The sequence below is a fragment of the Neobacillus sp. SRL179 genome (genome assembly GCF_984799095.1).
In genome coordinates this window covers 2179821-2205634 of the sequence record NZ_OZ481792.1, presented here as the reverse complement: position 1 = coordinate 2205634, position 25814 = coordinate 2179821, and the positions used below count along the sequence as shown (strand labels likewise).

24 protein-coding genes and 1 riboswitch are annotated in these 25814 nt (G+C 37.4%); of the genes, 10 read left to right on the top strand and 14 right to left on the bottom strand.

What is annotated here, in order from left to right; genetic code table 11:
• Positions 1-132 precede the first annotated feature (132 nt).
• Together AC4E8C_RS10915 and uidA are read right to left on the bottom strand one after the other, a co-directional pair.
• A complete protein-coding gene (locus AC4E8C_RS10915; RefSeq protein ID WP_490212130.1) occupies positions 133-1155 on the bottom strand; it encodes a PfkB family carbohydrate kinase in 1023 nt (340 codons plus the stop codon).
• 115 nt (positions 1156-1270) lie between these two features.
• Positions 1271-3085, bottom strand: a complete 1815-nt coding sequence (uidA, locus tag AC4E8C_RS10910; protein WP_490212129.1) for a beta-glucuronidase — start codon at positions 3083-3085, stop codon at positions 1271-1273.
• A gap of 197 nt (positions 3086-3282) precedes the next feature.
• On the opposite strand from uidA, the gene AC4E8C_RS10905 reads away from it, so the two are divergent.
• The 5 genes from AC4E8C_RS10905 to AC4E8C_RS10885 all read left to right on the top strand — a co-directional run bounded on the left by AC4E8C_RS10905 (position 3283) and on the right by AC4E8C_RS10885 (position 7535).
• The gene (locus AC4E8C_RS10905; protein ID WP_490212128.1) at positions 3283-4515 is read left to right on the top strand and encodes a helix-turn-helix transcriptional regulator; all 1233 of its coding nucleotides are present in this window, start codon (positions 3283-3285) and stop codon (positions 4513-4515) included.
• A 176-nt stretch (positions 4516-4691) separates the two neighbouring features.
• On the top strand, positions 4692-5267 hold the full coding sequence (locus AC4E8C_RS10900) for a TetR/AcrR family transcriptional regulator (RefSeq protein ID WP_490212127.1): 576 nt from the start codon (positions 4692-4694) through the stop codon (positions 5265-5267).
• A 77-nt stretch (positions 5268-5344) separates the two neighbouring features.
• Positions 5345-5791, top strand: a complete 447-nt coding sequence (locus tag AC4E8C_RS10895) for a PaaI family thioesterase (RefSeq protein WP_490212126.1) — start codon at positions 5345-5347, stop codon at positions 5789-5791.
• Between the two features lie 50 nt (positions 5792-5841).
• Positions 5842-7218 carry an MFS transporter gene (locus AC4E8C_RS10890; protein WP_490212125.1) on the top strand — a complete coding sequence of 459 codons (1377 nt, stop codon included), beginning with the start codon at positions 5842-5844 and terminating at the stop codon, positions 7216-7218.
• A gap of 158 nt (positions 7219-7376) precedes the next feature.
• On the top strand, positions 7377-7535 hold the full coding sequence (locus AC4E8C_RS10885) for a hypothetical protein (protein WP_490212124.1): 159 nt from the start codon (positions 7377-7379) through the stop codon (positions 7533-7535).
• 132 nt (positions 7536-7667) lie between these two features.
• Here AC4E8C_RS10885 and AC4E8C_RS10880 read toward each other — a convergent pair whose 3' ends face one another.
• Positions 7668-7913, bottom strand: a complete 246-nt coding sequence (locus AC4E8C_RS10880) for a hypothetical protein (protein ID WP_490212123.1) — start codon at positions 7911-7913, stop codon at positions 7668-7670.
• 295 nt (positions 7914-8208) lie between these two features.
• Between AC4E8C_RS10880 and AC4E8C_RS10875 the strand changes: the two genes are divergently transcribed.
• Positions 8209-9387, top strand: coding sequence for a YeeE/YedE family protein (locus AC4E8C_RS10875; RefSeq protein WP_490212526.1), 1179 nt, complete (start codon positions 8209-8211; stop codon positions 9385-9387).
• A gap of 67 nt (positions 9388-9454) precedes the next feature.
• Here the strand turns inward: AC4E8C_RS10875 and AC4E8C_RS10870 are convergent, their stop codons facing one another.
• The 4 genes from AC4E8C_RS10870 to sstT all read right to left on the bottom strand — a co-directional run bounded on the left by AC4E8C_RS10870 (position 9455) and on the right by sstT (position 14346).
• Positions 9455-9679, bottom strand: coding sequence for a hypothetical protein (locus AC4E8C_RS10870; RefSeq protein WP_490212122.1), 225 nt, complete (start codon positions 9677-9679; stop codon positions 9455-9457).
• A 26-nt stretch (positions 9680-9705) separates the two neighbouring features.
• A riboswitch (cyclic di-GMP riboswitch) is annotated at positions 9706-9789 on the bottom strand.
• Positions 9790-9950: 161 nt separating this feature from the next.
• Entirely contained in the window at positions 9951-11678 is a 1728-nt protein-coding gene (locus tag AC4E8C_RS10865) for a glycine betaine ABC transporter substrate-binding protein (RefSeq protein ID WP_490212121.1), read from the bottom strand.
• A 2-nt stretch (positions 11679-11680) separates the two neighbouring features.
• Positions 11681-12886, bottom strand: coding sequence for a quaternary amine ABC transporter ATP-binding protein (locus AC4E8C_RS10860; RefSeq protein WP_490212120.1), 1206 nt, complete (start codon positions 12884-12886; stop codon positions 11681-11683).
• Positions 12887-13107: 221 nt separating this feature from the next.
• Complete coding sequence (sstT, locus tag AC4E8C_RS10855) at positions 13108-14346, bottom strand: serine/threonine transporter SstT (protein WP_490212119.1); 1239 nt, start codon at positions 14344-14346, stop codon at positions 13108-13110.
• Positions 14347-14610: 264 nt separating this feature from the next.
• Here sstT and AC4E8C_RS10850 point away from each other — a divergent pair, with 264 nt between their 5' ends.
• The gene (locus tag AC4E8C_RS10850; RefSeq protein ID WP_490212118.1) at positions 14611-15456 is read left to right on the top strand and encodes a GNAT family N-acetyltransferase; all 846 of its coding nucleotides are present in this window, start codon (positions 14611-14613) and stop codon (positions 15454-15456) included.
• A 60-nt stretch (positions 15457-15516) separates the two neighbouring features.
• Here AC4E8C_RS10850 and AC4E8C_RS10845 read toward each other — a convergent pair whose 3' ends face one another.
• Positions 15517-16302, bottom strand: a complete 786-nt coding sequence (locus AC4E8C_RS10845) for a hypothetical protein (RefSeq protein WP_490212117.1) — start codon at positions 16300-16302, stop codon at positions 15517-15519.
• Between the two features lie 197 nt (positions 16303-16499).
• Here AC4E8C_RS10845 and AC4E8C_RS10840 point away from each other — a divergent pair, with 197 nt between their 5' ends.
• Positions 16500-17024: a CBO0543 family protein gene (locus AC4E8C_RS10840; protein WP_490212116.1), complete on the top strand. Its 525-nt coding sequence runs from the start codon at positions 16500-16502 to the stop codon at positions 17022-17024.
• 79 nt (positions 17025-17103) lie between these two features.
• On the opposite strand, the gene AC4E8C_RS10835 is transcribed toward AC4E8C_RS10840, so the two are convergent.
• Positions 17104-17523, bottom strand: coding sequence for a MarR family winged helix-turn-helix transcriptional regulator (locus AC4E8C_RS10835; RefSeq protein WP_490212115.1), 420 nt, complete (start codon positions 17521-17523; stop codon positions 17104-17106).
• Between the two features lie 152 nt (positions 17524-17675).
• Between AC4E8C_RS10835 and AC4E8C_RS10830 the strand changes: the two genes are divergently transcribed.
• Together AC4E8C_RS10830 and AC4E8C_RS10825 are read left to right on the top strand one after the other, a co-directional pair.
• Positions 17676-18188, top strand: a complete 513-nt coding sequence (locus tag AC4E8C_RS10830; RefSeq protein WP_490212114.1) for a CarD family transcriptional regulator — start codon at positions 17676-17678, stop codon at positions 18186-18188.
• Between the two features lie 181 nt (positions 18189-18369).
• Entirely contained in the window at positions 18370-18843 is a 474-nt protein-coding gene (locus AC4E8C_RS10825) for a hypothetical protein (RefSeq protein WP_490212113.1), read from the top strand.
• 54 nt (positions 18844-18897) lie between these two features.
• Here AC4E8C_RS10825 and AC4E8C_RS10820 read toward each other — a convergent pair whose 3' ends face one another.
• The 5 genes from AC4E8C_RS10820 to AC4E8C_RS10800 all read right to left on the bottom strand — a co-directional run bounded on the left by AC4E8C_RS10820 (position 18898) and on the right by AC4E8C_RS10800 (position 25814).
• Positions 18898-20502 carry a glucose PTS transporter subunit IIA gene (locus tag AC4E8C_RS10820; protein ID WP_490212112.1) on the bottom strand — a complete coding sequence of 535 codons (1605 nt, stop codon included), beginning with the start codon at positions 20500-20502 and terminating at the stop codon, positions 18898-18900.
• 200 nt (positions 20503-20702) lie between these two features.
• The gene (locus tag AC4E8C_RS10815) at positions 20703-22157 is read right to left on the bottom strand and encodes a DHA2 family efflux MFS transporter permease subunit (RefSeq protein WP_490212111.1); all 1455 of its coding nucleotides are present in this window, start codon (positions 22155-22157) and stop codon (positions 20703-20705) included.
• A 20-nt stretch (positions 22158-22177) separates the two neighbouring features.
• The gene (locus AC4E8C_RS10810; protein WP_490212110.1) at positions 22178-22729 is read right to left on the bottom strand and encodes a TetR/AcrR family transcriptional regulator; all 552 of its coding nucleotides are present in this window, start codon (positions 22727-22729) and stop codon (positions 22178-22180) included.
• 442 nt (positions 22730-23171) lie between these two features.
• Positions 23172-24392, bottom strand: coding sequence for a hypothetical protein (locus tag AC4E8C_RS10805; protein ID WP_490212109.1), 1221 nt, complete (start codon positions 24390-24392; stop codon positions 23172-23174).
• 258 nt (positions 24393-24650) lie between these two features.
• Positions 24651-25814 carry a DUF4317 domain-containing protein gene (locus AC4E8C_RS10800; protein ID WP_490212108.1) on the bottom strand — a complete coding sequence of 388 codons (1164 nt, stop codon included), beginning with the start codon at positions 25812-25814 and terminating at the stop codon, positions 24651-24653.

Below are 25814 nucleotides of genomic sequence, written 5' to 3'. Positions count from 1 at the left end.
TTCCACTCTATTCATAAATAAATGGCTAAAGTTATTAGGAAGGTCAATCAGATATTTCTGGTTGACCATTTTTTATGATTTTACTTGAACTATACTATTGTATGGTTCTATCAATTTATATTTTTAAACGATCTATCTCTTAATTGAAAAAGTATTCTTCTGTTGGACAAACTGCTCGACATCAGAAAAATTTATGAGATTTGCATCACCTTCAATGGTATGTTTAAGAGCGAAACAAGCAGTTGCAAAATCAATAGCTGCTTGCGGTTCATATTGATTCAGGAGTGAGTAAATCATTCCTGTCGAAAAGGCATCTCCTGTGCCAACTCTGTCCACAATTTCTACATCGATTTCAGTTGATTGATAGAAATCCCTGCCATCGGATAGAAGCGTTATTAATCGATGATGATTGACTGATAACTGATTTCTAAATGTCATCGCGATATATTTCAGATCAAACCGTTCATGCATCATTTTCATAATCCCTTTATAGTCGTCAGGACCAGACTGACCAGGCAGAAGGTGATCTTTCATGTCTTTTCCTTCCTTATCCAATAACTGAAGTGGTTCCACCCCAATACATACATCCACATTCTTCATTAGCTCAGTCATTTTCCGTCTTGCCTCTTCAAATGACCATAACGAACTTCTGTAATTAAGATCGCAGCTTGTTGTTAATCCATGCTGCTTAGCCGCTGCAAGTGCAATTCTCGTTAATTGAAACATCTCTTCATTTAATGCTGGGGTTATGCCGCTAATATGAAACCAATCTGCATCCTCAAAGATCTGGGCAAAATCATATTCAGCTGTTTTGGAACCAGCAAAGGCAGACCCGCTCCGATCATAAATAACTTTCGAAGGTCTGACGGAGTAACCTTTTTCCAAAAAGTAAATTCCAATCCGATCGCCGCCAAAAAGCATGTGTTCGGTTTCAACTCCGTAGCGATTTAAAAACTCCTTCGCACTAATCCCCAGGTCATTATCTGGTAATTTACTAACAAAGGAACTGTTTAATCCTAATTGGGATAATCCAATGGCTACATTCGCTTCCCCGCCGCCATAATGAATATCAAGGGATTGAGCTTGTTTCACCCTTTGATGTCCAGGCGTTGATAAACGAAGCATAATTTCCCCCATTGTTACAACTTTTTTCATAATCGTCGCCATCCTTATGAAAGTTTCTATTTTATTTTTTAAAAGACTAACAAAAGGATGCAGATATGTGGAGCAACATATCTGCATCTCTTCGAAATATTTTAATGGTACTAGATTATTTTTTATAGCCAAGGTTTGGAATGTTATTCCAACGATCACTTAAATAACGAACAACCATTTTGGGTTCTCTTGATCTTGTAAAAATACCTTTTTTATTCCCTTGAACACGCATAATTCCAAATTTTGTTTGAAAATCGGCGAAATTCCATAATTGTTCGCCAACAAAGTTAGGAATTTCATCAAATACTTTGCTGTTCATACGGTAGTAATCTTCCTGATATTCTTCAGAGAATGGCTCACCATATGCACTATGGAAACCAGCTACCGTATCCGCACCATATTCTGTATACATGATTGGTTTATCTGGGTATTTTTCTTGCCATTCCAGAAGTTCTTGTCGTGTCTTTTCCTCCGCTGTTTTTAAATCACCATGTTGTACATACCAGCCATAATAACGATTTAGGGCAATGACATCCACCAAGTCACTACATTTGTCAGTCTTTGGTGTAGCCATCATGATTCCAATATAGGTACATGGACGTTTTTGCGGATCCAATTCGCGTGCCAGATTAAATAACGGCTCAAAATACTCATAAGAACCTGTTGAATAATTCGCCGCTTCGTTGGCAATTGACCACATAACGACACAGGCATGGTTCTTATCGCGATCAATTAATTCACGAATCACTTGCTGATGTGCCTCAGACGTCTGTAATTTTTGCCAAGTATCGTCTTCAAACTCTCCGCCTTTTTCTAAAATCGATACGTCAAAAGTGAATGATAACATTAATCCAACCGCTGGGGTTTCATCAATCACGACAATTCCTTCACGGTCGCATAAGCGCATCATTTCTTCTGAATATGGATAGTGAGAGGTACGGAAGGAGTTCGCACCCATTTTTTTCATTAAATTGATATCGAGTACATTATATGCTTCGTTCAAGCCACGGCCATTTACATACGTGTCTTCATGTTTACCGAAGCCTTTGAAATAGAATGGTTCACCGTTGATTAAGAACTTGCCATTCTTTACTTCAACCTTGCGGACACCAAACGACTCTTCATACACATCAACTCTTTCTCCGCCTTTAAGGCCTTCCACTTTTGCTTTATAAAGATAAGCATTCAATGGCTGCCATAACTGAACATTTTCGAGTGAAATGGTTACATCTGTACCTGACGATTGAGCCACTTGTTTGCCTTCTTCATCTATAATCGTTACTTGAACTTCATCGAAGGTACCTGCTGTTTTTACAGAAATTTGCACATCAGCCTTTTTAGCAGCTAAATCAACATTAGGTACTATAGTAATATCTTCGATGTAATTTTTGGGTGTGGTATAAATTTTGACTGGACGATGCAAGCCTGCAAAGTTAAAGAAGTCAAAGTTTTCATCCACTTTACGAATCATGCGGCCATTCTCATCCTTCTTTTCACTATAGTTACCAACTGGAAGAGTCGTATAATCTAACAGATTACTCAAACGAACTGTTAATCGGTTTGAACCCTCTACTAAAAAGTCATTTATTTCTACTTCAAATGGAGTAAATCCGCCTTTATGATGAGTGATTTCTTTACCATTTAAGAACACCCATGCTTCATGAGTAGCAGAGCCAAAACGTAACACTAATCTTTCATTACGTAATGCCTTCGCCACACTAAATTCTCTTTCGTACCATATATATCCACTGTGCTCGCGAATTTCTTTTGTAACAGACTGGTCATTAAATGAAGCAGGAACAGCCATTACCATATCCGTCGGCAGAGCATGTGACACGTCGATTTGTTCTACTTCTTGATCAATCATAAATTTCCATATTCCACTTAAATCCATAACAACACGGCTATCTGTAGCAATTGGATATAACATTTACTCTTTCCTCCATTCAAGCTGTATGAGTTACCTTTCCATTATTGAACTTTTATCACTAAATGTAAGGGCTTTAAATTGATTATAGCCCTTACATTTAGTAAATAATCGTATTATTTTTTCTTAATTAGTAATTATATTGCTTTTTTATCCATTCTTATATAAATTAAAAAATAGAGAAAGAAAGGAGAATTCTTATGGAAGAAAAAGTACACGTTAATAACTTCATCAAAATAAGTCAGATCATACATTCTATTACAAAGATGGATGTCACATTAAATGACAGGGATGGAAATACCATATTTCAGTCAATCAGCCATTCGATTCCAGTCGTGTTAGAACATCCTAATAATGAAACTGCCCATATAAATGAAATGTTAAATACATACCAGTCAAATTATTACTACCATTATATTAATCCATATGGTCTTGAATATCTGGCTGTAGGTATTTGGAGAGACCTCTCCTTTTATGGCAACATGACATTAGGTCCATTTATTTCAAGTCTATCGGTTCTTGATCTGATCAAAGAAATAATTGTTAAAAATAGTCTCCCAATCAGTGAACGGAAGCAATTGGAACAATTCTATCAATCCCTGCCTGTTTTAAGTGAGTTGGAATCTAACTATATAGGAGAATTGATGGTAAATTTCTGTGGACATGATTATATAAAGTCACATGCAATTTCCTCTGATACCGTAAAACCAGTCATAAACCATGATCAACTAAAAATAACGATTGAGGAAAATAAGCATATTATCGAAGATAGGTACCAATACCAAAATAAACTAATGAATGCCATTACCAAAGGGGACCAAGTAGAGGTCCATAATTTACAAGATTCCATGACAGATGCATTTATTGATTTCTCCGATCGAGTACCTGGAAGTCCGATCAGATCCTCCAAAAATATGGCATTTGTATCAAATACTTTGTACAGAGTTGCTGCAGAAAGAAGTGGGGTCCATCCTGTTTACCTTCACAATATTTCTGAAAGATTTGCGATACTAATTGAAAGGTCAACTACTATTCCAAGTTTGAAAAAGTTAATGGTATTAATGGCAAATGAATATTGTGATCTTGTGAGAACATTTTCTACCGGTCATTATAGCCCGATTGTGAAAAAGGCGGTAGAATTTATTCTAATGAATTTAGGACATCCAATTACGCTTCATTCAATTGCGAAACAAATACACGTTAACCCTTCTCACCTTTCACGGAAATTTAAAGAAGATACTAGGATGAACATAACAGAGTTTATTAATCAAAAAAGAGTTGAAGAAGCAAAGTTATATTTGCAAAGAGGGGATATATCCATTACAGATATTGCCTTTATGGTAGGATTTAATGATTTAAATTACTTCAGCAAAGTATTTAAAAAATGTACCTCTGTAACCCCTTCCCAATACGCTAAAAAGAGAAATTTGTAAGATAACTGTTCTTCAAATCTAGCTTAAAATTAGTTAAATGATTCAAACTCTCTTTGAAGTGTTTCAGTAATAACAGTTGAACCATTGCTCAACACTTCTTAATATTTGAATAGTTAGAATATTCTTTACTAATCGTTCTAAAAATGTTACAATTTTTACCGGGAGGTGAAATAAATATGGCTCGCTCTAAAGAATTTGATGAAGCCAAGGTCTTGCAAAAAGCGATGGTGCTCTTTTGGCGAAATGGATATGAAAAAACGTCGATACAGGATCTAGTCGACCATTTGAACATACACCGCCGAAGTATTTATGATACTTATGGTGATAAACAGACGTTGTTTCTACGAGCATTACAACTCTTCGAAGAAACCACTCAAAAAAGAATGAAACAACAAATTAAACCTCTACCTTCAGTCAAGTTGGCGCTCAGAAGATTATTTGAAATGGCGGTTCTTTCAAATGAAGAAAAACCCCCAGGATGTTTCATTGTAAATACAGCAGTAGAATTATCCCTGCATGACCAAGAAATTGCAGACAGAATTAATAAAAGCTTTTGTAAGACAGAATCATTTATATTCGAACTTCTAGTCCAGGGACAAATGATTGGGGAATTATCCTCCCAACTTGCCCCAGAAAAGTTAGCTCCTTCTATTCATAATTCACTCATTGGGTTACGAGTATTATCGAAAACAACCCATGATCAAGAGAAACTTCAATCCATCATTGATTCAACTTTAGCTGTACTAGACTAATTTTTTAGAATGAATGTTCTAAAATTTTAAATCAAACTTTAAGAAAGTTATTTATTTTTAGAAGGAGGATGAAAAGGATGAAACATTTAGAGGTTTTGAAGAAAATGGCGAAGGGTGAGATCCCAGGCCCCCCTGTTGCACGTTCGTTAGGTTTTCACGTAACAGATGTGGAGGAAGGCAGGGTTGTGATTGAGATGGATGCTACAGAGAGATTACACAATCCGATGGGTACGCTGCATGGAGGAATTTTATGCGACATAGCCGATGCCGCAATGGGCTTTGCATTTGCTTCTACATTAGCTGATGATGAACTTTTTACTACGATGGAAATTAAACTGAACTTCCTTAAACCCATTTTTAAATCCAAACTTCGAGCTGAGGGAAGATTAATTAAAAAAGGCAAATCCGTTGGATTGCTGGAATGTCATGTATACGATGAAAAAGAAAGTCTCGTCGCACATTCTACCAGTTCATGTATGATTTTGAAGGGAAACTCCACTGGAAAAAGAGCAAAAATCGAATAATAGAGCAACGTGAATGCAAGCTTCGTTATTATAAGTAAAGGTGGGATCAAATGCCCTCTATTCAAACGGCTTCTTCCAAAAAGGAAAGCACCGTGCTCTTACAAGAAAAAAAACTCATACTACTATGGAGTTTCACCACTTTGGTTGTGGTAATGAATACAACCATGTTTAATGTTGCACTACCCTTTATTCTTACAGAATTTTCCTTAAGTTCATCGATGGCCTCGTGGCTGGTATCAGGCTATTCCATTATGTTTGCCATTTCAACATTAACATTTGGCCGGCTATCCGATTTTGTTCCCCTCTCAAGACTTTTATTCCTTGGTATTTGTTTATTAGGAATAGCATCGGTCATCGGTTTCTTTTCCACCCATTTTTATCTCTTATTGGGAGCTCGAATTCTTCAAGCCGCTGGAGCAGGAGCCGTTATGGGGTTAAGTATGATTATGGCTGGGCGGTATATCCCTGTATCAAGGCGTGGAAAAGCAATGGCCATTATTGCTTCTGCTGCCTCTTTGGCTTTTGGGTTAGGCCCTGTATTAGGGGGATTGATCACTCAATACTTAGGATGGAATTATCTTTTCGTTATCACTATTCTTTCTGTCCTGTCTATTCCGTTTTTTCTAAATTTATTGCCTCATGAGGTAATTAAAAAAGGCCGTTTCGATATATACGGTGCTATTCTTACAGGATTTAGTGTAACAGGTCTGTTACTTTTTCTATCAACATTTTCGTATGGGATTTTATTAGGAACATTCGCCCTTTTGGCGGTATGGTGGAAGTATCTAAATAAGACGGAAGAACCGTTTATTCCGCCCATCCTCCTCAGAAATAAGCAATACACGAAGCTCCTTTTTATTAATTGTTCCGCATTTTTCATCAACTTTTCAAATCTGTTTTTAATGCCCATTATTCTCACCACATTATTTGAAAAGGAACCAGCCGAGTTAGGATTGATTATATTTCCAGGAGCTTTTATCGCCGTGGTTGCAGGTCAATTTATAGGAAGATTTATAGACCGTTTTGGGAATGCACCCTTAATCATGTTCGGGCAATTAATGCTATTATGTGCCTCCATCCTATTTGCATGGTTCTCTACTGTCCATCCCTATTTCATTCTTTTTATCTATATGTTCGCAAGTGTGGGCTTTACAGCCATTTCATCGAGTATTTCGAACGAGATCACAAGGATATTGCCGATCACACAACTTGGTTCAGGGATAGGAATCGCCCAATTATTGCAATTTTTCGCTGCCGGGTTTGGCGTGACCATTTCTGGATTATTCCTAACCATTCAAGAAGGGTTAACCTTGGAAATGGTGTATCGAAATATATTTATTTGCTTCTCATTTGTTATCATGGTAGCTGGCATCATATACGGCTCATATCTTCATAGAGCTAGGTTAACCCAGCAGATTAATCCCTAATTTGTGGTTATTAAGCACTCTTTTCGAGTGCTATTTTATTTTCAAACAAACTAATTGAATATTAACTACCCCTTTAAAAAGTAATTATTCTCAGGATATACCAAATGTCTTTTTGTAAATAATAAGATTGTTAAAACCTACATTCAAGGAGGACTTTTATGCAACAGGACCATCAAGCTAAAAAGAATTTAGATTCAATAATAAAACCAGAATATGCAGGAACTGATGCCCAAAATGTAAAACAACAAATTCAAAAAGATGTAAGCGAAGGACAAGGTGCCATGACTTCCCGAGAGGCAGGAGCCATGCGGGATTAAAAACCACTCAAAGTGGTTTTTTATTTTTCAATTAAGTAACTTTTTTTGACATGTTAAAACACCACATGTGTCAGGGATTGTTGGGTTTTCTTGCAAAAAAAAACTTGGAAATTATCCAAGTTCGATTACTACTTATTTTTGCTGAAAATCCCCAGAGAATTGCTTTGTAACGGCTTTTACTTCCTCAATCTTATCTGGTTTTAAAAAGTTCATCATTTTAGGAATAAACTGTTCAATATCTTCTTTTGTAAAGGCATCTGCGTCTTGCTTCCGAAAGTTTTCTTCAAGTAATTCTCTTGCTTCCTCAACTTTATCCTCTTTCACTCTTTGTAAAATAAAACTTAAAAACATCTCTTGTCCTTTTTTATCCATTTGCATTTTTAGTACCTCCTAAAAAATATCTGCCCTATCTATGTAGTATACTAAAAAGATGACTTTAAAATCCAGCCATTGGAATACCTGCCAAACTATTTACTCCTTATCCTACTAACAATAACTGAAAGATACCTATGCCTTTACAATTCATCAAGAATGTATTACTATAATAAAGCATTTTAAATCATACTAATCATATAGGATATAGAGGTGAAAGAAATTGTCTCAATCAGTTGTTAGCACGAAACCGTTGAATCATAAATCACATTCAACCACTTTAGTAACAAATCTTAGCCCCATGCAAAAGGGATTGGTAGCTGTCGGAATAGTTATCTCTCTTATTCTATTATTTGCTATTGTGCATTCATCCAATTGGATTCAAGGCAGCCTATTCATTATAGGCTTATTATTAGGGGCAACATTGCTTTACGCACGCTTCGGATTTACGTCTGCTTTTCGGAGACTGGTTTCAGTAGGAAATGTCCAGGGACTCCAGGCACATATGCTGATGTTTGCTGTCTCAACCACATTATTTGCTATTATCCTAAGTACTGGCTTTAGCTTTACCGGTATGGAACCAAAAGGATATGTTTCCCCTGTTGGCATTAGCGTTATACTTGGGGCTTTCCTTTTTGGAATAGGCATGCAGCTTGGAAATGGCTGTGCATCTGGAACCTTATATAATTTGGGCGGCGGCTCATCTTCCATGATCCTCACGCTGATCGCCTTTATTGCGGGTTCAACTCTTGGAGCCTACAACTTGCCATTTTGGAATAGTACGCCTGCCCTCCCGCCTATTTCTTTAGCAGAAACGACTGGTCTGGGTTATTTGGGAGCTTGGCTTATTCAAATGGTTGCCTTTATCGCTATCTATTTGATTACCATTCAAATTGCGAAAAAGAAAAACCCGCCCATGATGAAACCACTACCGACCACGACTGGTTGGAAAAAGGTTTTACGTGGATCATGGCCATTATTTACGGCTGCCATTGTTTTAGCAGTACTAAATGCAGTAGTCCTTACTGTTCGCGGAACTCCATGGGGTATCACTTCTGCCTTTGCTCTATGGGGTGGAAAATTCCTTGATACAGTTGGGGTCAATGTTTCCAGCTGGGGTTATTTTGCCGGACCAAATGGACAGGCACTTAAAAGCACAGTCCTAGCGGATTCAACAAGTGTGTTAAACTTCGGAATCGTATTGGGAGCCTTTATTGCAGCTTCTTTCCAAGGTACTTTTAAGCCGAAAAAAATAAAAGCAGGGGTAGCCGGTGCGGCTATTCTTGGAGGCTTATTAATGGGATATGGTTCTCGTCTTGCATTCGGCTGTAACATTGGAGCCTATTTCGGCGGTATCTCTTCCTTTAGCCTTCACGGATGGGTTTGGGCCATCATGGCTATGCTTGGAACATTCGTTGCCTTGTATATCCGTCCATTATTTGGGTTAAAGGTTCCATCATCAAAAGACACATTCTGTTAAATATAAAAAAGCTTGCAGAGTAGTTTCTGCAAGCCTTTTTTATATTTATTCTGCCAATTTTTAATCCTTATCTTAAAAACCCTTTACTTAATCGAAAAAGGCCTTTCTTATTGTCATACCACTCTAATGCAACCAAAAATAACCTTCTTTCCCATAATTCTGTTTCAAATGATTTTAAATTACTTTCAAATTTCTCCAGTAAGGCAGTAACATATAGCTCAACTAAATTTTCATCACTTAAATTTTTTACATCAATATAACTTTCTTGTTCACAAGCGAGAGTAGCTTCCATTGTACACCCCTAAAATATGTTCTATTTTAGGCAACTCAGCCGTCATAGTTGATCACCTTAGACCTGGAGCTTTGCGTCCCAATCTTTCGAATGGTTTGCCTTTTTCTAATGAATAAATTATTTTATTATTAAAATAATATTACATTTTTTTAAATTAATTGACAACAGGAAACGCTCAAATTTTTACAATAAAATAAATAAATGTTACTTTTTCCTGCCAATGTAAAGCAAGGGACTTGAGATCCCCAAAATATAGGGGTCTGTAGCTTTTCTACTTCAAATCTTCAATTGTATTGATATCCATATACTTTGGAACAACCAGTCCATTTCTCGTTCCATGAAGATTGGGTCCAAGATCAACAATATCGTTTTTATATTGTTGGTAAAATTCTTTATGTGTACTTGGAAGCCAACCAGCCACCATGCCGTCGACACTGCCGTTAGCTACACCGGCAAACATTGGCCCCACCTCAACTTGGCTCAATTTTACCTTATAGCCATTCTGCTCTAGGACCTTTCCAATCACATTCGTACTAGCAATTTCGGTGTCCCAAGCAACATAGACAAGATTCACGCTTTCTCCATTTCCTGCCTGCGCACCTTTTGTCCATAATCCCACTTTATCTCCGTTCGCCTTGATCCACTTTACCGCTGCATCATCTGGATCCGTTCCCTCTTTAATGTCCAGCATTACTTTTTCTATATCCTCAGGTTTCCAAGAAAATTGATCGAGGATGGTGTAGGCCCCCGGTACATCCTGTTCGAGACCTTTTCTTACGATAGTATGAATATCTTCTTCCGTTCCATATGACTTCTTCGGGTCTTTTAAGAATTTCAAATCGTATGTGGAAAACATCCAATGTGGTGCCCACCCGGTAACTATGTTTGGTTTTTTATTCTTATAGGCCTTGTCCAATTCTGCCGCCATGGCAGCGGATGATCCTTCCTGCAGCTTCCACGCCTCCAGCTGATAATCTTTAAAGGCTTTTTTCGTTTGTGACATGATTCCTGCACCTGGCTCAATCCCAATAATTTGATAATCAACTTGGGCTCCCATGCCATTTTTATTCTGATTCTTTGGTGTTTCTTTTGTCATTCCAGTCACAACAGCCGTTACTATAATAAGAAGTCCTACAATGGAAAAGACGATTTTTTTACTCACTATATTTTCATAAGCTGGTTTTCGTAAATTTTGCGATATTCGGTCAAGGATCACTGCGATGAACACAATCGATAATCCTGCTTCAAAACCACGGCCTACATCTATTTGACTAACGGCTCTGTAAACATCCGCCCCTAATCCTGGCGCTCCCACTAGTGAAGCTGTGACCACCATGGATAATGCAAGCATAATACTTTGGTTTACCCCTGCCATAATAGTTGGCATTGCAATTGGCAGTTGCACCTTAAACAGTTTTTGACTGTTATTGGAACCAAAGGCATCAGCTGCCTCTATTAAATCTTTCGGAACCTCCTTAATACCAAGGTTGGTCATTCGAATGATGGGTGCAATCGCGAAAATAAATGAGGCAATTATTCCTGGTACAACCCCAATGCCAAAAAATAAAATGGAAGGAATTAAATAAACAAATGCCGGCATAGTCTGCATAAAGTCCAATATCGGCGTTACGATTCTATGTACCGTTTTTCTTTGGGCACACCAGATTCCAACAGGTATCCCAACAATGATCGTGAGCAAGCCTGATAATAATACTATGGCAATGGTTTGTATACTGGAATCCCAATAGCCAAGGTTATCAATTAACAGTAAACTAATGAGAGTGAATATACCTAATGGCCATCTGCTTGTATAGGTAACCAAAAGGGCTAGGACGATCATCAAGATAATGGATGGTCCTGCGCTTAAAACATCCATCATGACATTTAATAAAGACTCGATGACAGTGGTTAACAAGGAGAAAAAACCGGCAAAAGCATCGGTTACCCAATTAACCAGAACGTCTATCCAATCTCCTAATGGGATTTTGGGCATATTCATATTTATTCACCCTCCAAATCGTTCAAGGAATCTTTAATTCCTGCCAGAGCCCCGATGACAGCACCGCGAATCACTATCCCTTTTAGGCGTTTTTCTTCATCAACCACTGAAATTGGCAGACTAGATGTGGCCATCACGTCCATCAAATCTGCGAGAATGGTATCACCGGAAACGGTTGGTATATCCGTTGACATGACTTCTGCAATGGATTGATTACTATCAATCGCCTGGCGTGCCTCTTCAGCGGTAATCGCACCCAATAATTTACGATTGCGATCAACGACAAAAATACTTGAATATCCCTGCTTCCGCATAATTTCCAATGCTACCCGTGGTCCGCGGTCTACAGCGATTCTTTCAGCTGGTTTCATTACGTGGGTTGCTGTTAAAATTTTGGATAAGTCCACATCTTCCACAAATTTCTCAACAAATTCATTGGCGGGTTTCATTAATATTTGCTCGGGTGATCCCAGCTGAATAATACTTCCATCCCTCATCAGGGCGATTCGATCCCCGATTCGTAAGGCTTCATCTAAATCATGGGTGATAAAAATAATTGTTTTCTTGTACTTTTCTTGAATTTCAAGCAATTCATCCTGCATATCTTTACGAATTAATGGATCAAGTGCGCTGAACGCTTCGTCCATTAAGATCACATCTGTGTTACTGGCAAGTGCCCTTGCCAGCCCTACCCGCTGCTGCATGCCTCCGCTCAATTGTTTAGGGAGCTGATTTTCGTATCCTTTTAATCCAACTATCTCTAACGCACTTAATGCTCTTTCCCTGCGCTTTTCAGCTGGTACTTTCTGTATTTCCAAGCCAAATTCCGTATTTTCCAAGATCGTTTTATGAGGAAATAAGGCAAAGTTCTGAAACACCATACTTATTTTTTTCTGCCTAACTTCCCTTAAGCGTGCGTCATTCATTTTCACTATATCCTCATTTTCAATGAGAATTTCTCCAATGGTTGGCTTAATTAGGCGATTAAACATTCGAATTAATGTGGATTTCCCGCTTCCGGATAAACCCATAATGACAAATATTTCTCCGGGGTAAATTTCAAAAGAAACATTTTTTACGCCAACGGTTTGTCCGGTAGCTTTCAAAATTTCCTTCTTCGTCTTCCCTTGTTTTAATAAATCAATCGCTGCTTTTGGATTCGAACCAAATATCTTCGAAACACCTCGTACCTCAACGTAGGGGTTCATGCTGTCTGTCACCTCTTCTAATAAATAACCGTATCATATACATTTTTTCCGAATTGTTCCGTTCTATGTGACTTTAGGAAAAAAATAAATATAATAAGTATTTAAAAAAGACCAAATCATAAGCGATTTGGTCAGCAACTTAATAGGTTATTTGCTATGATTCCCACAAAAAGGAAAAACTTAGAATAAAAGGCGCAACCTTTGAGTTGCACCCTTTCCTCTTATGAAGCTTTAGATATTTCTATCTCTTTTCCCTCTTGACGCCACTTCTTAAATTCAGCTGTGGCTGTAAAAAGTACATCTGTGGATGAGTTAAGGGCAGTTTCAAATGAATCTTGTAACACACCAATAATAAAGCCTACACCCACAACCTGCATGGCTACATCAGATGGGATTCCAAATAGGCTGCATGCTAGTGGAATTAATAATAATGAACCACCTGCAACACCTGAAGCCCCACAAGCACAAACGGCTGAAAGAACACTAAGAATAATCGCTGTCGGTATGTCCACGTGAATATCTAGGGTATGAACTGCTGCAAGTGTTAAAACAGAAATAGTCACTGCGGCCCCTGCCATATTAATCGTGGCTCCTAATGGGATGGACACGGAATATGTATCTTTATCCAACCCCAGTTTTTCACATAATTTCATATTTACAGGAATATTGGAAGCGGAGCTCCGGGTAAAGAATGCTGTGATCCCACTTTCCTTTAAACACATAAATACAAGTGGGAATGGGTTTTGACGTATATAGGCATACACAATGATTGGATTCACGACAAGAGCCACAAACACCATACAACCGAGTAATACAGCCAATAACTTTCCATAGTTTAGTAAAGACTCCAGACCATTTGTTGTTATCGAATCAAAAACTAAACCCATAATTCCTAATGGGGCAAAGCGGATCACCCACGCAACCATTTTGGAAACGGCATCAGAAAAATTAGAAATTAATGTTTTTGTTGTATCCGCCGCATTTTTTAAAGCCACACCCAGAATTACCGCCCATGCTAAGATCCCGATATAGTTGGCGTTAAAAATGGCTTTAACTGGGTTATCTACAACGTTTAACAGCAGCGTCTTCAGAACCTCAACAACGCCACCCGGAGCAGTTACATCCTCTGCGCCCTTGCCAAGTGTCAGGCTGACAGGAAACACAAAGCTGACAATAACCGCAAAAAATCCAGCGAGAAAGGTTCCTAGCAGATAAAGGACGATAATAGTACTCATATTCGTTTTGTGACCACTTTTGTGCTGAGCAATAGCCGCCATAACCAAGAAGAATACCAAGACGGGTGCAATAGCTTTCAAAGCTCCTACAAATAAAGTACCTAATATTACTACTGGTTTTGCTACTTCTGGAATCGTTACAGCCAGGATGATCCCAATAATTAATCCAACAATAATTTGTTTTACCAGACTAATTTGATTCCATTTTTTCAGAAGACTTTTCATCGTTCGTCCCTCCATTATTTGCACTATTCCATAGCTAATTTGATGTGTTAAATCGGTATCTTCATTTTGAATAGCGAATTTCGCTGGAAGAACATTTCCATTACGCCACATCTTAATATTATAACTATTAAATTTAATAAATAGTATTATAGTGAAAATTTAGATATATTACAATAGTGAATATTTTTATTAAGATAGCTCCTTTAGATAATTATTTTAAAAGAAGGAAAAAGGTGTTTCTTAATAGAATAGGAATAGAGTAATTTGAACAGAGGTGAAACAATGTTAACACATGAAGAATTGGCTGCGATCAAAGCACTTCAGGAGATTTGCGAGGAAGAAGGCGGTTTCCATCTGAAGCTGAATGATGACATGCTTAACAGCAGAGATGGAAATGAGAAAGAAGACTTTTTCCATTATGAAGACGGAGTACTTGTTGGTTTTCTAGGCACCTATGGTTTTGGAAATAAAGTGGAACTCTGTGGGATGGTCCACCCCGATTTCCGAAGAAAAGGGATTTTTTCGAAATTGATGAAATTAGCCCTTGATGAACTAAAAAAACGAGACTTTGATACAATCTTGCTCAATGCCCCAACCGCGTCCCTATCAGCGAAAGAGTTTTTAAAAACCATTCAATGTTCCTTTGCGGTGGCAGAATACCAAATGAAGTGGCAAAAAACGGAATTAGTGGAGGATCCCGTTATTACCATTAGATCCTCTACAACACCTGAAGACTTTGAAGCTGAAGTGAAGTTAGAAGTCGATGGCTTTGAATTTACGGAGGAAGAAGCTCGTGAGTTTAATCTAAAAATCAAAGAAAACAGTATGGACCAATTTTTAATTATTGAAGCAAATGGACAAATTGCCGGCAAAATGCGTGTTGCTGAAGCAAACGGTGAGGCTTGGATTTATGGATTTGTCATTTTTGCCGAACTTAGGGGAAAAGGGATTGGAAGAAAAGCCCTCTCCAAGGTTGTCCAAACGGAGGATCAAAAAGGACTTTCTGTTTTTCTAGAGGTAGAGGCTAAAAATGCACATGCGCTAGGACTCTATGAATCATGTGGATTTAGAAGCTACCACTCGCAGGATTATTATAAGTACCAAATGTAGTTCTTGCTTGAGAAAAACGCAATAAAAGGGACGTCCTCTTGTTTGGATGTCCCTATTTGCTTAGATGCTATTTTTAAAATCATCATAATCTGATTTAACATAATGAAAGACCGCTGCGTTCCCCCCATGGTCGGGGTGAGTAATCTTTAATAATTTTTTATATCTTGTTAAAACCTCTTTCTCATTTGCCGTTTTTGACAGCCCTAACTTTTGTCGATAATCAGCTACCTGAGCTGGCGGCTGGTCTTGAACCGGTTTTGACACCTTTTTACCTTGTTTAGAAAGTTTTTCTTTGACGTATAACAATTCACCACGAAGTTCGATATTTTCTTTCAAAATTTTCTTAGTTTCATTTTGTAATTCACTTTTCTCCAGCTCTAAGCGGAGGATTTCCTTTTGTAATTTGTTTCTTTGCTGAGAAAAAGTTTTAATAGCCGATTTATGTAGTTGCTCTAATTCTTTTATATGGTCATCCTGTACTTTTATTTTTACCTTTAATTCCCGTATTTGTTTGTCCTGATTTGAAGGTGGATTTAGTAAAGGCTTAGGATTTTTCACATTAGCAATGTACTCCGTTAGTTGATTCCCATTTCCCACTTTTTGAATCTTACCTTCATACAGCCAGCGTTGAATAACTTGTATCCCACTACTTGCAGCTACCTCTGCATCATTTAACAGGTTAATAGCTTGATCTGTATTATCTAGTATGTGGTCCGTTTGTTGAAACGCGCCCTTGCCCTGAAATTTTATTTTCCTTTCTCGCAGCCAACGTCTTACCGTTTCAATGCAAATTTCCTCTGAAACTCCTGCGTCCTTTAAAAAGTCAAAAGCTTGGTCTGTGTTCACATTGAACTCCTTTCCTTCACTCAGTTATTAAAATAACCCAATGGGCTTTCCTTAATTTTTCGGTTTCATTCACAGTATTTATCTTATCGGAGTTTATCGTTTATGTGAATGGCTCAAAAAGACTAATCAAACATACCTATTACTTGGTTAATTTTTCTTTTTTGGAACACAATAATAAAAAAACAAGGACAGCCAATATGCATCTAATTCTAGCTTTGGTAAGCATTTTTGCCGTTTGGTTCAGAAGAGATTATAAAGAATGGAAGCTCTATTACTCTACAATGCAATACATTGCAATAGGAAACCTCACATACAACTTTTTATGTGCATCCCACTGGTTATGGCAATTATCACCAGATATAAAGTGGCTCAATCATTCTTTATTGGAAATGTCTTATACCTTTATTACATTCCCATTAACTACTTTAATGTTTTTATCTCATTACCCTGAAAAAAAAGGATCGTGGAAAATCTTTCGACACTACTTATGTTGGATTGGGTTATATGTTGGAATCGAATATATCCTATTATTAAGGGGGAACATTATCTATAAATTTGAGTGGGGTTTATGGTGGTCAGCCTTATTTGATTGTATCATGTTCCCTTTCTTACGACTCCATCATAGAAAACCATTATTAACATTGTTTCTAAGTGTTCCCATGACAATATTTTGGGTCTTGTTCTTCGATATACCCGTTTCTATTCCGATTAATAAAAGATAATCATTAAAAAAGCCGAAAATAAACAAGTAATCTACTTGCCTATTTTCGGCTTTTTCGGTTGAGATAGTTGAGAGTCGCTTTACATATTCCAATCGGACATTAGAATTTCTTTAAGCACGGTTACTTGTTCCATACCAATTTTATCAGCAATCTTCTTTTCAAGTTCCGCCTTTAAGCTCTCGTTTTTTTCGTAACATGCTTCACCTAACTTCGTTAAGGTTAGACCTTTCTCTTTTTTATTATTTTCTACATTGCTAATTTCCACTAATCCTTTTTCCTCAAGTTGTTTAATGAATTTATGTGTGGCTTGACGTGAGATATCCACCTGCTTTGAAACGTATGAAATCGTTGGATTTTTTCTTGAATAAATTCTCTCCAAGATAAACCATTCGGAGTTTGAAATGTAAATATTACTTCTATCATTCCATAATTTTTCCGTAATATTTCGAAGTTGAACATGACGTTCACTTATTAGATCAATTAAGTCTAAGTTTTGCATAACAGAATTCTCCATTCACACTATTCTATTTACACGTACATAATATACAGAACCCGCCCTAAATGTCAACTTGGTTGACATTTTCCTATTCAGAGGAGTAAAATGAAGTTAGTCAACAAAGTTGACAATGTTTACATAAAGGAGTTTTTTACATGTTTAATGTGGGAGATTTAATCATTTACTCTGGGCATGGTATCTGTTCCGTAGATGATATTTGTGAGAAAACATATGCTGGCATTACCAGAAATTATTACGTCTTACATCCGCTTGAAAATAGCCATCAATTGACGATTAATACCCCAGTAGATTCAGAATCAGTAGTCATGTTAAGGCTAATTAACCAGGATGAAGCTGAAGAAATTTTAAATTCATTCCAATTACCTGGTGTCAATTGGATAGAAAAAGTAAACTTACGCTCCCAAGTATATAACGACATTGTCAAGACAGGAAATCGCCAAGAAATTGCTAAAGTAGCACATACTTTAATGCAAAAAAGTCATGAGCTGAAAAGTCATGGAAAAAAACCCTATGAACAAGATAACAAACTACTACTTCGCATTCAAAACATATTGTTTAAAGAGTTGGCCATTTCTATGAATACTAGCTATGAAGAAATATCCGATAAAATTAATGGGATGTTAAAGAGAGTAAAAACTAGTCATTAACACTAATAAAAAGGATTCTAATTAGAGACCAAGTCGCATATAGATTTGGTCTATTCTTATTCTATTAAATTTTTGACCTTTATAATGTAACAAAATGTTTAAAAAGAAAGGTAAAATCGATTTGCCACTAATGGTATAATTTCCTTGATAAAATATTCCAAAATAAGGAATGTGATTAATAATGGGCCATTTTGGATTTTCATATGTCGGTTTAATTTATTTATTGATGTTGTTTATTCCTAACATTTTATGGACTAAAAATAAACCAGCAGGCTATGAACGTATTGTTTCGCATGAAAATAAGTTACTGTTGCTTTTCGAACGGGTTGGACAAGTTTGCGTAACGAGTGCCGCATTGTTATTCAGTGATTTTAATTTTGGTTCGTTTAATTTATGGAGTATTTGGCTCGTTTTTTCCTTTGTCCTAATGATTCTGTATGAGATGAACTGGATTCGATATTTTAAAAATGAACATACCCTAAAGAGCTTCTATGGCAGTTTTTGTGGCTTCCCTGTAGCAAGTGCTAGTTTGCCAGTAATCGCATTTTTATTATTAAGTATTTATGGAAAAGTGTTCTGGCTTGGTGGATCTGTAATTCTGCTCGGTGTTGGACATATTGGAATCCATCTGCAACATTTGAAAGCTATAAAATAATGGTCTACCCATTTAAATGCCAAAACGGTGAGAGGCCTACTCTCACCGTTTACGTTATATTTCCAGCCTAATTATTTCATCACTTGCTTGGACGTTTCCATCCTTAATTGGAACTACATTTAAATATTGATTAGTATTGGTGATGACAACAGGTGTTTTCACATCATAGCCAGCAGCTTTAATCTTGTCTATGTCAAATTGAATGAGTAAGTCCCCTCGCTTAACTGTATCCCATTGTTTTACATTAGAGGTGAAACATTGACCTTTCAGATTAATGGTATCAACCCCAACACAAACCAAAATTTCTGCTCCATCTTTAGAGGTAATTCCGATGGCATGCTCAGTTGGAAATAAAGTGGTCACCGTTCCATCAACTGGTGACACCACTTCACCCTTTGATGGTTCAATCGCAATCCCCTTCCCTACCGTTTCCGTAGAAAAAAGTGGATCGATAATTTGGCTTAGTGGAACAATTTTTCCGCTTAAGGGGCTTGAAATGATTTCTCGTCTTACATGTACTAATCTAAATTCTTTCACTGCATTTGCAGCCACTACATCGTTTTTACCTTCATAACCCAATACATATGTCAAAGCCATCGCTAAAACTAACGCCACCAAAATACCTATTAAATATAATCCAACTGGTGTAAAAATAGGGATTGACAAGAAACTTGGGAGAGCAAATCCTGTCCCTTTTACACCAAGTGCCCCATTAATTGCCCCGCCAATAGCTCCAGCTATTGCTACAAATGCCATCGTTCGTTTATAGCGTACTAATAGGCCGTATGTAATGATTTCGGTTGTACCTGCTAATGCACCAGGAATCAGTCCAGATCCAGCAAGCGTTTTTAAGTCCTTTTCTTTCGTTTTGAAGAAAACCCCAAGTGCCATACCCATTTGAGCAAACGGAGCGGCAGCTACCATCGGGCTAAGCGGATCTAAACCAGACGCTGCTAGATTAGCAAGGAAAATGGGAATGACAGCCCAATGGAGTCCTAAAATTGTCAAGAATGACCATGCTGCCCCCATTACCGCTCCTGTCAGCATACCGCTTCTTGCACTTAAAAATTGAATAAGGACTGCCAATGCCTCACCAACATATGTACCGAAAGGGCCAAATATAAGTACAGTCAACGGAACAATCACGGCTAATGAGATTAGTGGATTGATAAACATTTGCAAGTCTTTATAGATCACTTTTTTCAAAAACTTATTTAATAAAGCATAAATAGAAACAGCAATTAAAATAGGGAAAACGGTTGAAGAATAATTTGCTAATAATACTGGAATACCTAAGAAATTCACGTTTTGTGCTTTGGATGCCACTAATTCTGTATAATGGGGTTCCAAAAGTGCGGCACCAATTGTCCCTCCCACATAGCCATTGGCTCCAAGTTTTGCAGCTAATGTAATACCAAGAAAAACCGGGAAGAAGTAAAAAATTGCATGTCCTGCTGCAGAAAGAATGGCATAGGTTCCGCTTTCTTTAGTTAACCATCCTACTGTTGTTAAAATGGAAAGTAAGGCAGTAATTAAACCTGATCCTGCAAGTACTCCTAATATAGGTGCAAAACTCCCACTGATTGCTCCTAAGATTTTGTTCATGACCGTATCTTTTTTTTCTGCAGAACCATTACTCGCAATAGTTATCGATTCCATTGTTATGTTCTCCTTATTGAGCGTTTTACATTATTGTTGTTATCGAACTAAAATCATGAGGCTTAGCGTTCTATCCAGTTTCTATTATTTCCAATAAAAAAAAAAAACCATTCGTAAATATCATTTACGAATGGTCTCTTTCACTCTTAAAAAGGTCAGATTGGAAGATTCATTTGAAAAGTTCTATGGTGATAATTCTACTATCTACTAACCGTTTCTGTAGTTCTCACAGCAACGGCTGATTTTCCTTTGCCTTCGCTTGGTTTACTCATAAACAATGAACAAATGACTGTAACGACTGAAATCCCTGTAATAAAGTAGAAGGCAAATTTTACTCCAGCAGCTAATACTTCACCCTGTGCAGCATCTGGTGCGCCTGCCGCAAAACTAGTTTGACCAGCTGTTAGAAGCGAAATGGCGATGGCTGTCCCTGCTGCACCTGCTACTTGATTCAAGGTATTCATACCAGCTGAGCCATCTGCATATAACTCACGTGGCAATGCATTAAGAGCATTGGTTTGTGCTGGGATTGTGACCATTGTAATTCCAGCGAAAAAGACCATAAATGCTGCGATGATAAGCCAAGCAGGTGTTGTTGCTGAAATTCCAACTGCAAAAATAATATTCCCAATCAACACGAGGGCAGATCCAATAATGACTAATTTGCGGGGTCCAATTTTATCAAATTGTGATCCAACAATTGGTGACATAATCACATTGACAGCATTACCTGGAAGTAATATTAAACCCGCCACCGCAGCACTAAATAATAAAGCACCCTTTATATATAATGGCAATAGAATGGCCGTCGATAAAATAACTAAAATACTTAAAAACATCATGGCAGTTCCAAGCGTGAACATTGGATACTTAAAAACACGTAAGTTAATCATCGGCTTATCCATTTTCATTTGACGAGTTCCAAATAATACAAGGGCGATTATCCCTATAAGTAAAGGTGCCCATACTCTTGGAGATGATAATGGTGCTTCTGCCATCGTAGCTAAAGCAAAAATTAAGCCGCCAAAACCAAATGTTGATAAAACAATCGATAAAACATCAATTTTAGGTTTCGAAATTTCTGAAACGTTGACAATTTTTGCTGCAGCAATAAGGGTCAAAAACACATAAATAATAGCGCTAAACCAAAAAATATAATGCCAGCCCAAGGTACTAATAATAACCCCTGAAAGAGTTGGTCCTAACGCTGGGCCTAATGTAATAACAAGACCCATAATCCCCATGACAACACCGCGTTTATGAATAGGAAAAATAATTAAAAGAACATTTGTCATGACCGGCATCAAAATACCTGTTCCTATTGCTTGGACAATCCTGCCTGTTTCTAACACAGCAAAACTTGGAGACAACGCCGCTAACACTGCTCCCAACAGCGAAATAACGATACCCCCGATGACTAATTGGCGAGTACTAAACCATTTCATTAATAGTGCTGAAATCGGCACTAAAATGGCTAATGTTAAAAGGTAGCCTGTTGTCAGCCATTGAGCTGTAGCAGCTGTGATCGAAAATTGCTCCATAACGTTTGATAACGCCATATTTAATGCTGTTTCACCAAATAATCCTAAAAAAGCACCAAACATTAAAATAAATGCCATCGTCTTTGGATTTTTTACTTGAATTTGTGTACTCATAATAATCTCCTTAAAATTAATTAGAAAAGTCTTGGTAATACCTGTGAAATTATTTTTAGTGGTTCACTTGTTTGATTTGTTAAACAAAGCATAATTCCACCTTCAATAGAGGCCGTCATCATAAGTGCAATAGCATCCGCAGATTCTGCTGAATACCCATCCGCCCTTAACTTTTTAGAATAAATCTCTTGAATCTTAGCATATAGATCCGAACTAGCATTTCGAATTGGTTCACTCAGAGAGGCCATTTCACTAATGATACTGCTGAATGTGTAGGAAGTAATGGTTCCGCCCGTTTCGAAGTGATCGATTAATATCTCAATCATTGCTTTAACAGCCTCTTGTGTGATTGGATGACGGTCAAAAATTTCTTCAATATCCTTCGTTATTGCCTCTTTCAATGAATGAAGGCAAGCAATTAGCAGCTCTTCTTTTCCATTTGGAAAGTGGTGATATAATGAACCCTTGGAAATTTCACACGTTTTTAAAATTTCATTTAAACCAACACCCATATATCCTTTTTCTTGGAAAAGCTTTGTCGCGATGTCAATTATCAGCGATTTTGTATCCATTCCCGTAGTACACCTCCACCATACCGACCGGTCTGTTTTAAACTATATCAAAATTTTTTTCTCTTAGTCAAGATATTTTTTTCACATATTGTTCATAAATTTAGAGAGGGATTCTACAAAATTGCAGAGATATTCTACAAAGTTTAGGAGGGATTCTACAATTTTACGGAGTTATTCTACAAAGTTTAGGCGGGATTCTACAAATTTACGAGTTATTCTACAAAGCTGGTGCAAACGGCCGTTTTAAGCGCTTTCCAATTGTCCTAACTCCCCTTATCCATCAAGGTTTTCAACATTTCAAGAGTGGAGGTAACATTGATTGCAAAAAAAAAAAGCGTTCTCCACTATAGGATAACGCTTACAGTAATGATCTATTCATTGCATGCAATTTAAAAGAATCATAGATACAATCACGAAAATTATTTTCATCTTCACTTAACGATCATTGTTTCGTGCCATAATAGTTTTTAAAATCAGCGGAGACTTTGTCACTAGAGCCATAAATGTTCTGTATTGCTTCCAAAGTACGGACCTGGCAAATCTCCATTTTGTGTTCACTGCGTTTGTCGATGTACTCAAATTTTGCTAAGTAACGGATCATATCAAAAAAGGCAGGCAGACCTTTGGTTTTAATGAAATAATTTGAGATGAGGAATCCGTCTCGATACATGGAATTGTCAGGGTCTGTGTAATCGATTGATCCTAGTTCATCAAGGGATTTAATAGTATTGGAAATTTTTATTGCTTTTGTAGCCTTTTCAGTCGCTGGTTTGGGGTCATATGAGACATTACCTAACGAATCTCGTCCCACAGTCCCTTCTAAATAGGTCGCAAATCCTTCCTGAAGGTAGATGGTGGCATTATCGTTGGACAAATCCCCTAGCATTTTGTGTGTCAGTTCATGTGCCAAATAGTGAAAAATGTTATTCGATTGGGCAGTGGTAATTTTAAGGGACTCTCCGATCTCATTCCACCCGCCTAAACTAATCCAAGGAACAGTTGCCGATACCTCTCTGTCTGTAGGATAGATTTTGATAGAAATAGGTTCTGGTTTCCAGTTAAACTGCTTTGAATAAAAAGTGATGATATCAGATGCATCCTTCAATGTTTGTTGGGCATCCTTCTCTTGGCCTTTCGTGTAATAAACTTTGAGTATCCCAGAATCTGCAGCAATCGTTTCGAAAGGCAAATCATTCAGAAGCCATTTATCATTAACCTTTACTATTTGGTAGTTCACGATGTTAGTGGTATCTCCCAGCTTGGGATGGCTCATGGTTACACTGAAACTGACCGTTCCATTTTTATCATCCGTTTGTTGAAAATTATAAAGGTTTACTGACAATTGGTATCCTTGTTTTTTCTTAAACTCGGCTTCCTCTATCCATCTATGTTGTTCTTTGTAAAATAAAGGATTTTCCTTGTTCTGATAACTCATAAATAAATCTTGATCATTTTCCTCCACGGACTGCTTGATTTGCTGTAGGTCCCATTCGGGTGTCCCTTTTTTAACGCTTTGTTTCTCATCCTTTTGTTTAGGTGCTTCGCTGGCTGGTGCTTTTTCTGTTTGAGGCGTTCCTTTAGCTTGCTCATTTTCACTTGAGCAGCCAATCAAGAGTCCGCACATAAGTAAAAGAATCCATCCCACATTTGAAAACTTCTTCATCCACTTCTCCCCTTTAACGAGTACTAAAAATATTTTTGTTTTTTCGTACAATTTAAAAAGACGGTGATTGGCAAAAAAAGTTTCAAATTTTCCCAAATTAACCAGCAGTATACTTCGTAAGAAAGGGCTAAACATGAAATTTTTATAAATTTTCCATAAAAAAGGCTAAAACAGGCTGATTCCCCTGGCGAAATCAGCCTGTTTTAGCAGTGTGTTCTAAAGCATGTACTTAAAAAAAGACTTGTCCTATTAAAACCCTTAAAGTGTATTCGTTTCTAACTTAAATCCTTCTACAACGACCTCTTCATCCACCTCAATTAATAGGCAGCGTTTTCCTTGATATGTTATATATTTAACATATTTCAAGTCTTTCGGGTTAATAGTTAAATCGGCCACCTTCGTATTAATTTTGATGGTTTTAGGAACTAAATTGCTGGCTTTTATTTCGTGCCTTTCATCATCAATAATAGCTTTGAAAGCATGTTCCACTTTAGCCGGTTCCACATTTTCAACGCCGCTTACCGTTAAAATTCGTTCAATGGCTTGATGATCCAGTGTCGGAATTTCACTTTCCTCATTTTCTACAGAATCCTGGACAATCTTATCGATTTCCTCATAAACATTAGAAATGACTCGGGTATCCACTTCGTCACCCATCACTTCTTTTAAAATAAAATCAAAGCTGTCCTTCTCTTCTTGGGCGGTAATGATCTCCTCACAATTTAGAACATCCTCAATAAATCGGAAGTCTGGTTGATTCGCTTTCCCTGCACAATAGAGAATATGGTTCACGTCTGCGGCATTGTCATTAAAGGCTGGGAACATAAAGCCTGATAAAGGTGAATCTAAATTAATAATCGGATCAAAGACGTTATACGACTTGAATTCTTTCTCTATGTAATCAAAGGTCAAGGCCTTTTTCGGTTGATCCGTTTTACTGAGGCTGCAAAGAATAAACTGGTTGGAATAAACTTCATCATCCCCGCCCTCTTCGGATTCCGCATCCCGCTTTCGAGCCGCTTTTCGATATTCACCTCGAATAAACGTTACCATTGTATCAAATTCATAAACGGTATTAGCAAACATTTTCGCAACGATTTCAAGCATATATTCTTTCCAATCGTCCGTTGTATCTGCCCTTAGTCCATCATAGAGAATCATCTGGGTGCTGTCTTCAACATCCCGAATGAATTTAAGTTCAAATAATTTCGCATCCAGATTCCCTGTTAAAACCTTTTTAAAGTTGGCCAAAAACATTTCTTGAGCTTCTTGTTCTAGCATTTGAAACGGCTGGCTGACATGATGGTAAATCTCGCCTGATTCTTTCTGAACATACACATTGAAGATTTCTCGAATATTCATAAGATGTTCGTTATTTAATTTAAATTGTTTGCGGATATTAGCAATATCTTTTTTATTCAT

Excerpts from the sequence above, each read along its gene's own strand:
- AC4E8C_RS10915 (WP_490212130.1), bottom strand. The coding sequence starts at position 1,155 with ATGAAAAAAGTTGTAACAATGGGGGAAATTATGCTTCGTTTATCAACG.
- AC4E8C_RS10840 (WP_490212116.1), top strand. The coding sequence starts at position 16,500 with ATGCATCTAATTCTAGCTTTGGTAAGCATTTTTGCCGTTTGGTTCAGA.
- AC4E8C_RS10905 (WP_490212128.1), top strand. The coding sequence starts at position 3,283 with ATGGAAGAAAAAGTACACGTTAATAACTTCATCAAAATAAGTCAGATC.
- AC4E8C_RS10870 (WP_490212122.1), bottom strand. The coding sequence starts at position 9,679 with ATGGAAGCTACTCTCGCTTGTGAACAAGAAAGTTATATTGATGTAAAA.
- AC4E8C_RS10800 (WP_490212108.1), bottom strand. The coding sequence starts at position 25,814 with ATGAATAAAAAAGATATTGCTAATATCCGCAAACAATTTAAATTAAAT.
- AC4E8C_RS10860 (WP_490212120.1), bottom strand. The coding sequence starts at position 12,886 with ATGAACCCCTACGTTGAGGTACGAGGTGTTTCGAAGATATTTGGTTCG.
- sstT (WP_490212119.1), bottom strand. The coding sequence starts at position 14,346 with ATGAAAAGTCTTCTGAAAAAATGGAATCAAATTAGTCTGGTAAAACAA.
- AC4E8C_RS10875 (WP_490212526.1), top strand. The coding sequence starts at position 8,209 with ATGCAAAAGGGATTGGTAGCTGTCGGAATAGTTATCTCTCTTATTCTA.
- AC4E8C_RS10830 (WP_490212114.1), top strand. The coding sequence starts at position 17,676 with ATGTTTAATGTGGGAGATTTAATCATTTACTCTGGGCATGGTATCTGT.
- AC4E8C_RS10815 (WP_490212111.1), bottom strand. The coding sequence starts at position 22,157 with ATGAGTACACAAATTCAAGTAAAAAATCCAAAGACGATGGCATTTATT.
- AC4E8C_RS10895 (WP_490212126.1), top strand. The coding sequence starts at position 5,345 with ATGAAACATTTAGAGGTTTTGAAGAAAATGGCGAAGGGTGAGATCCCA.
- AC4E8C_RS10835 (WP_490212115.1), bottom strand. The coding sequence starts at position 17,523 with ATGCAAAACTTAGACTTAATTGATCTAATAAGTGAACGTCATGTTCAA.
- uidA (WP_490212129.1), bottom strand. The coding sequence starts at position 3,085 with ATGTTATATCCAATTGCTACAGATAGCCGTGTTGTTATGGATTTAAGT.
- AC4E8C_RS10865 (WP_490212121.1), bottom strand. The coding sequence starts at position 11,678 with ATGAATATGCCCAAAATCCCATTAGGAGATTGGATAGACGTTCTGGTT.
- AC4E8C_RS10805 (WP_490212109.1), bottom strand. The coding sequence starts at position 24,392 with ATGAAGAAGTTTTCAAATGTGGGATGGATTCTTTTACTTATGTGCGGA.
- AC4E8C_RS10880 (WP_490212123.1), bottom strand. The coding sequence starts at position 7,913 with ATGCAAATGGATAAAAAAGGACAAGAGATGTTTTTAAGTTTTATTTTA.
- AC4E8C_RS10890 (WP_490212125.1), top strand. The coding sequence starts at position 5,842 with ATGCCCTCTATTCAAACGGCTTCTTCCAAAAAGGAAAGCACCGTGCTC.
- AC4E8C_RS10820 (WP_490212112.1), bottom strand. The coding sequence starts at position 20,502 with ATGGAATCGATAACTATTGCGAGTAATGGTTCTGCAGAAAAAAAAGAT.
- AC4E8C_RS10885 (WP_490212124.1), top strand. The coding sequence starts at position 7,377 with ATGCAACAGGACCATCAAGCTAAAAAGAATTTAGATTCAATAATAAAA.
- AC4E8C_RS10810 (WP_490212110.1), bottom strand. The coding sequence starts at position 22,729 with ATGGATACAAAATCGCTGATAATTGACATCGCGACAAAGCTTTTCCAA.
- AC4E8C_RS10900 (WP_490212127.1), top strand. The coding sequence starts at position 4,692 with ATGGCTCGCTCTAAAGAATTTGATGAAGCCAAGGTCTTGCAAAAAGCG.
- AC4E8C_RS10825 (WP_490212113.1), top strand. The coding sequence starts at position 18,370 with ATGGGCCATTTTGGATTTTCATATGTCGGTTTAATTTATTTATTGATG.